Genomic DNA, 13,857 nt, shown 5'->3' on the forward strand with positions numbered 1-13,857 from the left:
GAATGAAATGGTTAATCCAGAGGTTCCCCCCTGTGCCTCAATTTGTAGAGCTGTGAAGTATAGGAGAGGATATTTTTTTTGGCGAAATGTGCGAAAGGGAATAAATGACCATTTTATTTCCCCGATATTACTCAGGGATGACGAGCATATTCCTCTTGTATTAATCCGATATAATTAGAGAGAAATTCATATTCTTTTGTATTATTCACCACAGTTAATGTGCAACAATACTTACGATAAGAGCCTCTCCATATCAATAAGTTATACTTTATTGTTTTAATGATAATAATTTATTGCTCAATTAATTCATTACCATTAAAAATGAACGGCAATTTTGCCCGCGGCGCATCTATCGTTTTTTGTTATAACGATGGGAAAAATTATGCTGAAAAATTTCTTCGTTTTTTCGGGCGCTCATCGACGGCACCGTTCCCAGCGACAGACAATGTAAAATGGGGCGGCAGAGCCCGCCCCGAGAGGTCTTACCACATCAGCCGGCCGATCAGCGGCGCGGCCACCACCGTGATAATGCCGGCCAGCATCATCACCAGGCTCGACACCACGCCCTCCTGCGGCCCCAGTTCATAAGCGCGGGCGGTGCCGGCGCCGTGCGACGAGGCGCCAAACCCGGCTCCCTTGGCCAGGCGGCTGCGCACCGCCAGCCGCAGAAACAGAATGTCGCCCACCGCCATGCCGAACACCCCGGTGATCACCACGAACAGCGCCACCAGATCCGGCTGCCCGCCCATCTGTTTGGCGGCCTCCAGCGCGAACGGCGTGGTAATCGAACGCACCGCCAGGCTGCGCTGCACCTCTTCCGGCAGCGTCAGCAGGCGCGCCAGCCACACCGAGCTGTACACCGCCACCAGCACCGCCGTCGTTACCCCGGCGGTCAGCGACAGCCAGTGGCGGCGGATGATGTGCAGATTCTCGTACACCGGCACCGCAAAGGCGATGGTCGCCGGCCCCAGCAGCCACAGCAGCCAGTGGGTTTCACCGATATAGTCCTGATAGGAGATGTGGGTGACCACCAGCAGCAGCACCAGGATCATCGGCGTCAGTACCAGCGGCATCAGCAGTAACGTGCGGCGGCGGCGGTACAGCTTCTTGTTGGCGAAGTAGAGCGCCAGCGTCGCCAGAAAGCAGGCCAGGCTGAGGATAAAATCATTCATGGCGCTGCTTCCGTCGCTGCAGCCAAATCTCCAGCCGATACACCCTGTCCACCACCAGCCCGGTGGCGCCCAGCGTCAGCATTGTGCTGACCGCGATCACCAGAAAGATCTTCCAGCCCTCGACCATCAGCAGCTGGGCATAGTTGACCACCGCCACCACCGCCGGCACGAAGAACAGCAGCATTTCCGCCAGCAGCCAGCGGGAGCCGGCCTTGACCCAGCTCAGCGGCAGAATGCGCAGCAGGATCAGCGCCAGCAGCATCAGCATGCCGACGATATTGGCGGGGAGCGGCAGGTGGAATTGTTGCACCAGGCGATCGGCGATCAGGAACAGCGCCGCATACAACGCCACCTGAATCGGCACCTGCAAACGGGTCAGCAGGGAGGGGGCAACGCGGCGTAACGCCAGAGACATGGAAGATGACCTCAAACAATAAATTGACGGCCTACAGTATACGCAGCCGGGAAACCACGCCTGAAATGAATTAAAATTATCGACATCATGCCGTCCGGGAATAGTTTCCCGCCGGTAGCGCCCTCAAGGAGAACCCTAACGTGGATGTCCGCACCCTGCGCTACTTCGTTGAAGTGGTGCGCCAGCAAAGCTTCACCCGCGCGGCGGAAAAACTGTTCGTCACCCAGCCCACCATCAGCAAGATGCTGCGGCATCTGGAAGAGGAGCTGGAATGCACGCTGCTGATCCGCGAAGGCCGCAAGCTGCGCCTGACCGACAGCGGGCAGGCGGTGTATCAGCGCGGCCTGACGATCCTCGACGAATTCCGCCAGCTGGAGGCGGAGCTGGAAGACATCAGCTCGGTGAAAAAGGGCGTGCTACGGCTGGGCATTCCGCCGATGGTGGGCAGGCAGATCGCCGATCTGATCCGCCGCTTTCGCCAGACCTACCCCGGCATCGAATTAAAAATTTCCGAGCTGGGCGGGCTGTCGGTCGAACAGGCGGTGATGTCCGGCGAACTGGATCTGGCGATGACGGTGCTGCCCTTCGATTCGGAACAGCCGCTGACCTTTCTGCCGCTGCTGGGCCATCCGATGTGCGTGGTGGCGCCGCGCACACCGCAGTGGCTTAACCGCACCCGCATCAATATCGCCGAACTGGCCGACAGCCCGATCCTGATTTATAACGAAGACTTTGCGCTGTACAAGATGCTGATGAAAGCGTTTCGCCAGGCCGGTTTTGAACCGCAAATCGCGGTGCGCAGCGGCCAGTGGGATTTCCTCGCCTCGATGGTGCAGGCCGGCGTGGGCATCGCCATGCTGCCGGAGCCGGTCTGCCGCTGGCTGGACAAGGAAAACCTGGTCTGGCTGCCGCTGGAACCGCGCATGGAGTGGAAAATCGGGCTGATCTGGCGCCAGGGCAGCTACCTGTCGCACAGCGCGCAGGCCTGGATCGCCTGCTGCCGCGACTACTGGCCGCCGCTCAAGTAGCCAAAAAACAAGGGCCGCACAGGCGGCCCTTCGGGACAGAAATAAAGAGGAAAACATGATTCCTCTTCTGAGGTTTACCCTTCGCGTTCGATCAGCAACGCTTCGAGCAGGTCGAGATCGTGCAGCAGTTTTTGCAGCGTCTCGTTGCTGATTTTCTGCGTGGCGCGCAGGTGGTACAGCTCGCCGCGCTCGGCGCGCAGCGCCGTCAGGCGGAAACGCCGCTCGAGGTTTTCCATCGCCAGCGCATTCTCGATATCGTCTTTCGAGGCGATGCGCCGCCGCAGCATGCCCGTCACCCGCGAGCTGACCTCTTTCAACACCTGCGGATCGAGGTTCTCTTCGGTATCGGCGACCAGACGCTCTTCCATTTTATTCACGCTCTCGATCGCCACTTCGGCCGCCATGGCGATCGCCATGCGCTCTTCGTGCTTGCTGGCGCTCTTGTCGGCCACCTGAACGCCGCGCAGCAGCAGCGGCAATGCCAGCACGCCGACGATCAACGACAGCAGGATCACCCCGGCGGCGATAAACACCAGCTGATAGCGCGCCGGGAAGGCGGTGCCGTCGCTCAGCAACAGCGGTATCGACAGCACACCGGCCAGGGTAATCGCCCCGCGCACCCCGGCGAACGACGCCACCCACAGCTCACGCGTGCTGTAGTCGCCGAACTGCAGCGGGCGCTTTTTCATAAAGCGGTTGCTGGCCTTCTTCATCACCCACAGCCAGGTGAAACGCAGCACCAGCAGCGCGGCGTAGATGGTGGCCACGTCGGCGAACAGGTACCAGGTCTGGATGGTCGGATCCAGCTCCGCCTGCAGGATAGAGGTTTCAAGAATGCCCGGCAGCTGCAGGCCCAACATGATGAACACCATGCCGTTGAACACGAACTCCAGCATCGCCCATACGCTGTTGGCGCGCAGGCGCATCGCCAGCGGCGCGTTGCGGATCACGCCGGATTGGCTGATGGTCATCCCCGCCGCCACCGCCGCCAGGATGCCGGAAACGCCGATGTGTTCGGCGATCAGGTAGGAGGCGAACGGCAGCAGCAGCAGGAATACGATCTGGGTCGCCGGATCGTCGCCGCTCCAGCGGCTCATCACCCGCAGCGATTTACTGTAGGTCCAGGTGACCGCCACGCCGGCCAGCAGGCCGCCGATCGCCACTTTGAGGAACTCGAGGGTTGCGCCGCCCACGGTGAACACCATGGTGCCCATCGCCACCGCGATGGCGAACTTGAGCGACACCAGGCCGGACGCATCGTTCATCAGCGCCTCACCTTCGAGCACGCCCATGATTGGCTTGGGAATGCGCCCTTTGCCGACGATGCCGGACAGCGCCACGGCATCGGTCGGCGACAGCACCGCCGCCAACGCGAAGGCCGCCACCAGCGGAATGCCCGGCACCATGGCGTAGATCAGATAGCCGACGCCGACCACGGTGATCAGCACCAGCACCAGCGCCAGACCGAGAATTTCACGCCCGTGGTGCAGGAATTCGCGCGTTGGCGTTTTCCAGCCGTCGGCGAACAGCAGCGGCGGGATGAACAGCACCAGGAACAGTTCGGGATCAAAATCGACGTGCAGCCCGAAATGCGGCCAGGCCAACAGGGCCCCGATGGCGATTTGCATCAGCGGCAGCGGCACCTGGAACGGCAACATGCGCGTCACCACCCCGGACAGGGAGACCACCAGGATCAAAATGAGGATTGTAAAAAAGATTTCCATGCTTTCCTTAGACTCTACGATTCAGACGACATCGGCTCAGGGCCTGCGTTGGTCCCGATAGTAGATCACTTTTTTTACAGCCGTTAAAGCTTGTTGTGCCTTTCAAAACGCGGTGCAGAGCAGAAGAAGACTTATCTTAAGAAGGGAAATGCCGTGACCGCTTCCCTCGCCCGCCGGGCGAGGGAAACCTGAGGGTCTTAAATCGCCCAGCCGCCGGCGTAGAACGCCACCAGCGCCACGGCGATCAGCACGGTGCCGATGTTCAGCTTACGCCATTCGCCGGAGAAGATGCGGCCGATGACCAGCGAGCTGAAGCCCAGCATGATGCCGGTAACGATGTTGCAGGTCAGTACGATGAACACCGCACACAGCAGGCCGGCCATCGCGTCGACGAAGTCGTTGAAGTCCAGCTTGGTGACGTTGCTCAGCATCAGCAGGCCGACGTACATCAGCGCCGGTGCGGTGGCATAGACCGGCACCAGATAGGCCAGCGGCGACAGGAACAGGATCAGCAGGAACAGAATGCCGACCACGGTGGCGGTCAGGCCGGTCTTGCCCCCCGCGGCGGTGCCGGCGGCGGATTCGATGTAGACCGCGGCGGGCGCGGCGCCCACCAGGCCGGAGAAGATGCTGCTCAGGGAATCCGAGGTCAGCGCCTTGCCGCCGTTGATGATCTGCCCGTCTTTATCCAGCAGGTTGGCCTGCCCGGCCACCGCGCGGATGGTGCCGGTGGCGTCGAACACCGCAGTCATCACCAGCGCCAGCACGCTCGGCAACACCACCGGCTGCAATGCGCCCATGATATCCAGGCTGAAGATCAACGATTTGCCGTCAGCGTCCGCCAGGCTCGGCATGGCGAACAGCCCCTGGTATTTCACCGCCGGGTCGAAGATCAGGCCGATGATGGAAATGGCGATGATCACCAGCAAAATGCCGCCGGGCACGCGCAGTTTTTCCAGGCCGAAGATCACCGCCAGGCCGACCAGCGTCATCACCACCGGGAAGGAGGTGAACGCGCCGAGCGCCACCGGCAGGCCATCCAGCGGGTTCTTCACCACCAGGCCGACGCCGTTGGCGGCGATCAGCAGCAGGAACAGACCGATACCGATGCCGGTGCCGTGCGCCACGCCCATCGGCAGGTTGCGCAGGATCCAGGCGCGGATGCCGGTGACCGAGATAATGGTAAACAGTACGCCCATCAGGAACACCGCACCCAGCGCCACCGGAATGCTGATGTGCTGGCCCAGCACCAGGCTGAAGGCGGTGAAGGCGGTCAACGAGATCGCACAGCCGATCGCCATCGGCAGGTTAGCCCACAGCCCCATCAGCAGCGAGCCCAGCCCGGCCACCAGGCAGGTGGAGACAAACACCGCCGCCGGCGGGAAGCCCGCTTTGCCCAGCATGCTCGGCACCACGATCACCGAGTACACCATCGCCAGGAAGGTGGTTAGCCCCGCCACCACCTCCTGGCGCACGCTGCTGCCGCGCGCGGAAATTTTAAAATAGCCATCAAGCCCGCCGGTTGGTTTTTCGGCGTGGTTCGCTTGAGAGTTCGACATAGGTTACTTCCCCTGTGTTTCATGAATCGGCCCGTCGCAGCAGGCCTGTAATCTCGCCCGCGCCCGATCGTCACGTAATCGTTTACGTCACGTTCCGCATCCTTGCCCTTCTGTCGCAGCGCCAACGGCGATGCGCACCAAGGCAAACGTTTAACTCGCAGCGCGCGGTACGGGTGATTTATGGTGGTTTATTCAAGGCAAACGATTATCCTGCCTTCCATAGCGTCTAATCAACTAAAGATCGCGGCAATTTATGCAGAAAGCGGCGGGAATAGCGCCAGCACGATAAAACCGGGGCGGCGAACGCCGTCGCGGCAGGGTTATTGCGTCTGCACCGCAGCGGGATCCATATACATCAATTCCCAGATATGGCCATCCAGATCCTGAAAACCGTGGCCGTACATCACGCCGTAGTCCCGCGGCGGGTGGTAGGTGTTGCCGCCGCCGGCGACCGCCTTGCGCACCAGTTCGTCCACCGCCGCCCGGCTGGGTTGCGACAGGCATACCAGCACTTCGGTGGCCTGCTTGGCGTCGCCGATCGGGTTCGGGGTAAACATCCTGAATTTGTCGTGGGTCAGCAACATCACGTAAATCGTGTCGCTGACCACCATGCACGCGGCGGTGTCATCGGTAAATTGCGGGTTGAAAGTGAAACCCAGGTGGGTGAAGAACGCCATCGAGGCGGGCAGATCGCTGACGGGCAGGTTAACGAAGATTTGCGTAGCCATGGGCTACCTCCGATGAAGAATGACCCCATCGAGTATAGCCCATCCGGTTAGCTCAGCAGGTCGTAAGGGCCGCCCTGCTCCAACGCCCGCTGGTAGGCGGGCCGGGCGTGAATGCGCTGCAGAAAACCGCGCAGTTTCGGGCAATCATCCAACGCGCCGCGCGCCGCCATCGCCTCCAGCGGGAAGCTCATCTGAATGTCCGCCGCGCTGAAGTCGTTGCCGACAAACCAGCTGCCCTTGTTCAGGTGCTGTTCGAGGAATTCGCAGTGCGGCGCGATCTGCTTGTCGAGATATTCGCGCTGCACGCCCTTGCCGATCGCGCCGGCCACCGGCCGCAGCAGCCAGGGGATCGGCGGCTGGCCGAGCCGGCTGAACACCAGTTTCATCACCAACAGCGGCATCAGCGATCCTTCGGCGTAGTGCAGCCAGTAGCGGTATTGCTGGCGCGCGTGGAAGTCGGTCGGCATGAACATCCCTTGCGCGTCATAGGCTTCCTGCAGGTATTCGATGATGGCGCCGGATTCCGCCAGCGTCAGATCGCCGTCGACGATCACCGGCGATTTGCCCAGCGGGTGGATCTTTTTCAGCGCCGCCGGCGCCAGCATAGTCTGCGGATCGCGTTCGTAGCGTTGCACCTGATAGGGCACGCCCAGCTCTTCCAGAAACCACAGAATGCGCTGCGACCGCGAGTGATTGAGATGATGAACAATGATCATAAAGAAGCTCCTGTCCGCTGCCACACCAGTTCGCCCACCTGCACGCCGTTGCCGAGCTGCAAGGGCACTGTGCGCAACGTCAGCCGATCGCCGCTGAAAGCGTAAAAACGCACCTGACGGCTGCCTACCCAGTTGGGGAACGAACAGCCTTCGACCTGATGCACCACCCGCTGTTCGCTTTCCTCCACCTGATAGCGGCCGAAGTAGCAAATCATATTGATGAAGGCCGCGCGGATCTCCCGCTCGGACCCCTGCGCCAAATCGTCGGCGGCGAAACGCGGCCGCACGGCACTGTACAGCTGCGCCGCCATCGTGCCGTTGGCCTCATAGTGGATTCGCCCCAACACCTGCTCGCCCAGCGGGTAATTCAGCTCGCCGTTCTGGTTTTTGAACACCGACGACACCAGCGCCCAACTGCCGATAAACGCGTTTACCGTCATTACGCTTCTCCGGTTAAGGATCGTCTGTATAGGGTAGTGGCGATTTTTACCGCACGCCAGCGGATGAAAAAATAATCAGTTTATTTGACAGAGATACTCAAAACTCTCCGATTTTTTATTCCAGCCTGCCGCACTACTATTTAACACATCGAGAGACACCGGGCTCTCATCCAATCAATACGCTGAGGAATACATCATGAAAAACGTCAAAATTTTTGCTACCGCTGCACTGCTGGCTACCGCTTCTTTTGCTACCTTCGCCGCCGATATGCCTTCCAGCCAACCCGCTGCAGACGCCCAGAAAATCGGCGTAGTTTCCGTTAGCGGCGCCACCAACCTGAGCGCGCTGGAAAGCGAACTGGCCAGCAAAGCCGCCGCATCGGGCGCCAGTTCATACCGCATCGTCGCCGCCGGCGGCCAGAACAAACTGTACGGCACCGCAGAAATCTTCAACTGATCGTCGAACAGCCAACCGACGGAAGAAAGAAGCCCCGCAAGGGGCTTTTCTCGTTTTAGCGGGCGTCGAAGCGTGTCGCCAGCTTCTGCAGGCGAAACTGCTCGGTGATGAAATCGACAAAAACCCGGGTTTTGGTCGGTAAGAATTTGGTGGTGGGAAAATAAAGGTGCATGCTGCCGCGATCGACATACCAACCCGGCAACACCCGCACCAGACGGCCGTTTTCCAGATAGGGCACCGCATTCGGCATGGCGATCAAGGCAATGCCCAAGCCCATTTCCGCCGCCCGCGCCGCCGCCTCCGGCTCGTTTACCGTCATGCCGATCGCCATCGCCGGCGCATGCTGCTCGTTTTCCGCATTGCGCAGCGGCTGATGGCGGATGCGCCCGGTCTGTGGCGAACGGATGAAAATCCCGGTGTGTTGCGCCAGTTGTTCCGGCTGCCGCAGCGGCGGCCGTTGCCGCAGATAATCCGCCGAAGCCACCAACACGCCGTGTGCGGGCGCCAGCTCGCGCGCAATCATCCCCTGAGCCAGTTCGATGCCGCCGCCCAACGCGGCGTCGAAGTGCTCGCCGATCAGATCCACCTGGCGATTATCGAAATGCCAGTCCGGCACGATCGCCGGATAACGCGCCAGAAAATCCGGCAACATCGGCAACACGAAATTCAGACCGAAAGCGGTGCCCATGCTGATCCTCAGGCTGCCGGCCGCCACGCCGCCGCTGCTGCTCAGGCCCTTCAACGCGCACTGAATCGACTGCAGGCCACCGCTGACTTCCTGCAAAAAACGCTCGCCCTCTTCGGTCAGGATCAGCTGGCGAGTGTTGCGCTGGAACAGGCGCACGCCAACCAGCGTCTCCAGCCGGGTGACGTTTTTGCCCACCGCCGCCGGGCTGAGGCCCAGCTTGCGGCCGGCGGCGGAAAAGCTGCCGTTTTCCGCGCTGCTGACGAAGCATTCCAGGTGTCCCAGCATACTTTTCCTCTATGGATTTCAAACTAATGGTTTGAACTGATTATAGCTCTTTGTGGCTAGTGGCCGTGCCGGCGATCTCCGATACTGAATGCCGGCACTTTACTTTACCCTCACCCACTTTGGAGAAATAACATGACCACAGCACACCCTCTGCAAGGCAAAGTCGCGTTCGTTCAAGGCGGTTCACGCGGCATCGGCGCCGCCATCGTTAAACGTTTGGCGAGTGAAGGCGCCGCCGTCGCCTTTACCTACGCCGCCTCGGCCGATCGCGCCGAAGCGGTGGCAAGCGCCATCACCGCCGCCGGCGGCAAAGCCCTCGCCATCAAGGCCGACAGCGCCGATGCGGCGGCGCTGCAGCAGGCGGTGCGCCAGGCGGTCAGCCAGTTCGGCAATCTGGATATTCTGGTGAACAACGCCGGGGTGTTTACGCTGGGCAGCACCGAGGAACTGGCGTTGGAAGACCTGGATCGCATGCTGGCGGTCAACGTGCGCAGCGTGTTCGTCGCCAGCCAGGAGGCGGCGCGCCACATGAACGACGGTGGCCGCATCATCCACATCGGCAGCACCAACGCCGAGCGCGTGCCGTTCGGCGGCGCGGCGGTGTATGCGATGAGCAAATCGGCGCTGGTCGGCCTGACCAAAGGCATGGCGCGCGATCTCGGCCCGCGCGGCATCACCGTCAATAACGTGCAGCCCGGCCCGGTGGACACCGAAATGAACCCGGATGCCGGCGAGTTCGCCGATCAGCTCAAGCAGCTGATGGCGATCGGCCGCTACGGCAAAGATGAAGAGATCGCCGGCTTCGTCGTCTACCTCGCCGGCCCGCAGGCGGGTTATATCACCGGCGCCAGCCTGAGCATCGACGGCGGCTTCTCGGCGTAACCGCCCCTGAAATGCAAAAAGCCCCGTGAAGGGGCTTTTTTGTTGGCTGTAAACGGCCGGATATCAGAACGGGATATCGTCGTCGAAATCCATTGGCGGTTCGTTGCTGGTCGCCGGAGCGCTGTTCTGCGCTGGGCGAGACTGCTGCTGGCCGCCGCTGAACTGGTTGCCGCCCTGTGGCTGCTGAGGCTGGCCCCAACCGCCCTGGCCGCCGGCAGATTGACCGGCCGGTGCGCCGCCGCCCTGACGGCCGCCCAGCATCTGCATGGTGCCGCCGACGTTAACCACGATCTCGGTGGTGTAGCGATCCTGGCCGCTCTGATCCTGCCATTTACGGGTCTGCAGGGAGCCTTCGATGTAGACCTGAGAGCCTTTACGCAGGTATTCGCCCGCCACTTCGGCCAGTTTGCCGAACAGCACGACGCGGTGCCACTCGGTCTTCTCTTTCTGTTCGCCGGTCGCCTTGTCACGCCAGCTTTCGGAGGTCGCCAGGGTAATGTTGGCCACTGCGCCGCCGTTCGGCATGTAACGGACTTCTGGATCCTGACCCAGATTCCCGACCAGAATTACTTTGTTTACGCCTCTGCTGGCCATGAGCACTTCTCCCGATGATTGATTTCTACACAGTATAAACGCGTCAGTTTACCACGCTGAGTGCGAAACCACACCCGTGTTGATAAGTGCGAATTGCATTCCAGAATTGTCTTTTCGATCGACCTTGTTGCATTCGCATACTGGATATTCATTCAGGTTTTTTTGTGTCATAATTATGCGTTTCGACCAGGCTGTGCCGGTTTTTTGCGAGATCCATCACAAAATCCCCCGCAAAAATCGCGACAGGCGCGGTGTATCATCAAGACGGGAAGTGTAAATGGACAATATCGAAGTTCGTGGTGCTCGAACCCATAATCTGAAAAACATCAACCTGATCATCCCGCGTGACAAACTGATCGTCGTCACCGGCCTGTCCGGTTCCGGCAAGTCATCGCTGGCTTTCGATACGCTGTATGCCGAAGGGCAACGCCGCTACGTCGAATCGCTCTCCGCCTATGCGCGCCAGTTCCTGTCGCTGATGGAAAAACCCGACGTCGACCATATCGAAGGCCTGTCGCCGGCGATCTCCATCGAGCAGAAATCCACCTCGCACAACCCGCGATCCACGGTCGGCACCATCACCGAGATCCACGACTACCTGCGCCTGCTGTTCGCCCGCGTCGGCGAGCCGCGCTGCCCGGATCACCATGTGCCGCTGGCGGCGCAAACCGTCAGCCAGATGGTCGATAACGTGCTGAGCCAACCGGAAGGCAAACGCCTGATGCTGCTGGCGCCGGTGGTGAAAGACCGTAAGGGCGAGCACACCAAAACGCTGGAAAACCTGGCCGCCCAGGGCTACATCCGCGCGCGCATCGACGGCGAAGTGTGCGATCTGTCCGATCCGCCGAAGCTGGAGCTGCAGAAGAAACACACCATCGAAGTGGTGGTCGATCGCTTCAAGGTGCGCGACGACATGGCGCAGCGCCTGGCCGAATCGTTCGAAACCGCGCTGGAGCTGTCCGGCGGCACTGCGGTGGTGGCGGACATGGACGACGAGAAAGCGGACGAGCTGCTGTTTTCCGCCAACTTCGCCTGCCCGATCTGCGGCTACAGCATGCGCGAGCTGGAACCGCGCCTGTTTTCCTTCAACAACCCGGCCGGCGCCTGCCCGACCTGCGACGGCCTGGGCGTGCAGCAGTTCTTCGATCCGGATCGCGTGGTGCAAAACCCCGAGCTGTCGCTGGCCGGCGGCGCGATCCGCGGCTGGGATCGCCGCAACTTCTATTACTTCCAGATGCTGCGCTCGCTGGCGGAGCATTATGAGTTCGACGTAGAGGCGCCGTTCAACACCCTGAGCGCCAACGTACAGAAGGCGGTGCTGAGCGGCTCCGGCAAAGAGTCGATCGAATTCAAATACATCAACGACCGCGGTGACACCACCGTGCGCCGCCATCCGTTCGAAGGCGTGCTGCACAACATGGAGCGCCGCTACAAAGAGACCGAATCCAGCGCGGTGCGCGAAGAGCTGGCGAAGTTCATCAGCAACCGCCCTTGCGCCTCGTGCCACGGCACCCGCCTGCGCGAAGAAGCGCGCAACGTGTTCGTCGAAGACACCACGCTGCCGGAGATCTCCGATTTGAGCATCGGCCATGCGATGACCTTCTTCCAGAACATGAAGCTCAGCGGCCAACGCGCCAAAATCGCCGAAAAAGTGCTGAAAGAGATCGGCGATCGCCTGAAATTCCTGGTGAACGTCGGCCTGAACTACCTGTCACTGTCCCGCTCGGCGGAGACGCTCTCCGGCGGCGAAGCGCAGCGTATCCGTTTGGCCAGCCAGATCGGCGCCGGCCTGGTGGGCGTGATGTACGTGCTGGATGAGCCGTCGATCGGCCTGCACCAACGCGACAACGAGCGCCTGCTGGAAACGCTGATCCACCTGCGCAACCTCGGCAACACGGTGATCGTGGTGGAGCATGACGAAGACGCCATCCGCGCCGCCGACCACGTGATCGACATCGGCCCCGGCGCCGGCGTGCACGGCGGCCAGGTGGTGGCGGAAGGCACCGTCGACGACATCATGGCGCAGCCGGACTCGCTGACCGGCCAGTTCCTCAGCGGCAAGCGCGAGATCGCCATTCCGGCGCAGCGCGTGCAGGCCGATCCGACCAAGGTGCTGAAGCTGAGCGGCGCGCGCGGCAACAACCTGAAGGACGTGACGCTGACGCTGCCGGTCGGGCTGTTTACCTGCATCACCGGCGTTTCCGGCTCCGGCAAATCGACGCTGATCAACGATACGCTGTTCCCGATCGCTCAGCGCCAGCTCAACGGCGCCACCATCGCCGAACCGGCGCCGTTCCGCGAAGTGACCGGCCTGGAACATTTCGACAAGGTGATCGACATCGATCAAAGCCCGATCGGCCGTACGCCGCGCTCCAACCCGGCCACCTACACCGGCATTTTTACCCCGGTGCGCGAGCTGTTCGCCGGCGTGCCGGAATCGCGCAGCCGCGGTTATACGCCGGGCCGTTTCAGCTTCAACGTCAAGGGCGGGCGCTGTGAAGCCTGCCAGGGCGACGGGGTGATCAAGGTCGAGATGCACTTCCTGCCGGACATCTACGTGCCGTGCGACCAGTGCAAGGGCAAGCGCTATAACCGCGAAACGCTGGAAGTGAAGTACAAGGGCAAGAGCATCCACGAAGTGCTGGAGATGACCATCGAAGAAGCGCGTGAGTTCTTCGACGCGGTGCCAGCGCTGGCGCGCAAGCTGCAGACCCTGATGGATGTCGGCCTGTCGTACATCCGTCTCGGCCAGTCGGCCACCACGCTCTCCGGCGGTGAGGCGCAGCGCGTCAAGCTGGCGCGCGAGCTGTCGAAACGCGGCACCGGCCAGACGCTGTATATCCTCGACGAGCCGACCACCGGTCTGCACTTCGCCGATATCCAGCAGCTGTTGGCGGTGCTGCATCAGCTGCGCGATCAGGGCAACACCATCGTGGTCATCGAGCATAACCTGGACGTGATCAAGACCGCCGACTGGATCGTCGATCTGGGGCCGGAAGGCGGCAGCGGCGGCGGCGAAATCCTGGTCGCCGGCACGCCGGAAACCGTGGCCGAGTGTGAAAAATCGCACACCGCACGCTTCCTGAAACCGCTGCTGGAAAAATAACGGCGGGTTATCCCTCTCAACGAGGCGGAATAGGCCGCCTCGTTGAGCAATCAACATATCCCT

General features: G+C 61.2%; 13 protein-coding genes. 4 read left to right on the plus strand and 9 right to left on the minus strand.

What is annotated here, in order from left to right; translation table 11 throughout:
* Positions 1-482 precede the first annotated feature (482 nt).
* Positions 483-1,172, minus strand: a complete 690-nt coding sequence (locus V8N38_RS23020) for an LrgB family protein (protein ID WP_004936833.1) — start codon at positions 1,170-1,172, stop codon at positions 483-485.
* Entirely contained in the window at positions 1,165-1,587 is a 423-nt protein-coding gene (locus V8N38_RS23025; RefSeq protein WP_004936830.1) for a CidA/LrgA family protein, read from the minus strand. The genes V8N38_RS23020 and V8N38_RS23025 overlap by 8 nt, the downstream gene beginning before the upstream one ends.
* A gap of 140 nt (positions 1,588-1,727) precedes the next feature.
* Between V8N38_RS23025 and V8N38_RS23030 the strand changes: the two genes are divergently transcribed.
* Entirely contained in the window at positions 1,728-2,615 is an 888-nt protein-coding gene (locus V8N38_RS23030; protein ID WP_025304429.1) for a LysR family transcriptional regulator, read from the plus strand.
* Positions 2,616-2,689: 74 nt separating this feature from the next.
* On the opposite strand, the gene V8N38_RS23035 is transcribed toward V8N38_RS23030, so the two are convergent.
* From V8N38_RS23035 to V8N38_RS23055, 5 genes are all read right to left on the minus strand, one after another.
* Positions 2,690-4,339, minus strand: coding sequence for a Na+/H+ antiporter (locus V8N38_RS23035; protein WP_025304430.1), 1,650 nt, complete (start codon positions 4,337-4,339; stop codon positions 2,690-2,692).
* 197 nt (positions 4,340-4,536) lie between these two features.
* Positions 4,537-5,898, minus strand: coding sequence for an NCS2 family permease (locus V8N38_RS23040; protein ID WP_147840696.1), 1,362 nt, complete (start codon positions 5,896-5,898; stop codon positions 4,537-4,539).
* A gap of 320 nt (positions 5,899-6,218) precedes the next feature.
* Positions 6,219-6,626 carry a VOC family protein gene (locus V8N38_RS23045; protein ID WP_038874298.1) on the minus strand — a complete coding sequence of 136 codons (408 nt, stop codon included), beginning with the start codon at positions 6,624-6,626 and terminating at the stop codon, positions 6,219-6,221.
* A 47-nt stretch (positions 6,627-6,673) separates the two neighbouring features.
* Positions 6,674-7,342: a glutathione S-transferase family protein gene (locus V8N38_RS23050; protein WP_049201475.1), complete on the minus strand. Its 669-nt coding sequence runs from the start codon at positions 7,340-7,342 to the stop codon at positions 6,674-6,676.
* Complete coding sequence (locus V8N38_RS23055; protein ID WP_047570370.1) at positions 7,339-7,782, minus strand: lipocalin-like domain-containing protein; 444 nt, start codon at positions 7,780-7,782, stop codon at positions 7,339-7,341. The genes V8N38_RS23050 and V8N38_RS23055 overlap by 4 nt, the downstream gene beginning before the upstream one ends.
* Positions 7,783-7,978: 196 nt before the next feature.
* Here V8N38_RS23055 and bhsA point away from each other — a divergent pair, with 196 nt between their 5' ends.
* Positions 7,979-8,239: a multiple stress resistance protein BhsA gene (gene bhsA, locus V8N38_RS23060; RefSeq protein ID WP_060440954.1), complete on the plus strand. Its 261-nt coding sequence runs from the start codon at positions 7,979-7,981 to the stop codon at positions 8,237-8,239.
* A gap of 55 nt (positions 8,240-8,294) precedes the next feature.
* Here the strand turns inward: bhsA and V8N38_RS23065 are convergent, their stop codons facing one another.
* Positions 8,295-9,212 (minus strand): LysR family transcriptional regulator, encoded by a 918-nt coding sequence (locus tag V8N38_RS23065; RefSeq protein WP_049201481.1) that lies wholly within the window; start codon positions 9,210-9,212, stop codon positions 8,295-8,297.
* Between the two features lie 132 nt (positions 9,213-9,344).
* Here V8N38_RS23065 and V8N38_RS23070 point away from each other — a divergent pair, with 132 nt between their 5' ends.
* Positions 9,345-10,094 carry a 3-oxoacyl-ACP reductase family protein gene (locus V8N38_RS23070; protein WP_147840695.1) on the plus strand — a complete coding sequence of 250 codons (750 nt, stop codon included), beginning with the start codon at positions 9,345-9,347 and terminating at the stop codon, positions 10,092-10,094.
* A 63-nt stretch (positions 10,095-10,157) separates the two neighbouring features.
* On the opposite strand, the gene ssb1 is transcribed toward V8N38_RS23070, so the two are convergent.
* Positions 10,158-10,688 (minus strand): single-stranded DNA-binding protein SSB1, encoded by a 531-nt coding sequence (gene ssb1 / locus V8N38_RS23075; protein ID WP_004936793.1) that lies wholly within the window; start codon positions 10,686-10,688, stop codon positions 10,158-10,160.
* A gap of 277 nt (positions 10,689-10,965) precedes the next feature.
* Between ssb1 and uvrA the strand changes: the two genes are divergently transcribed.
* Entirely contained in the window at positions 10,966-13,794 is a 2,829-nt protein-coding gene (gene uvrA / locus V8N38_RS23080; protein ID WP_049201484.1) for an excinuclease ABC subunit UvrA, read from the plus strand.
* The last annotated feature ends 63 nt before the right edge of the window (positions 13,795-13,857 follow it).

The sequence above is a fragment of the Serratia nevei genome (assembly GCF_037948395.1).
Taxonomy (GTDB): Bacteria; Pseudomonadota; Gammaproteobacteria; order Enterobacterales; family Enterobacteriaceae; genus Serratia; species Serratia nevei.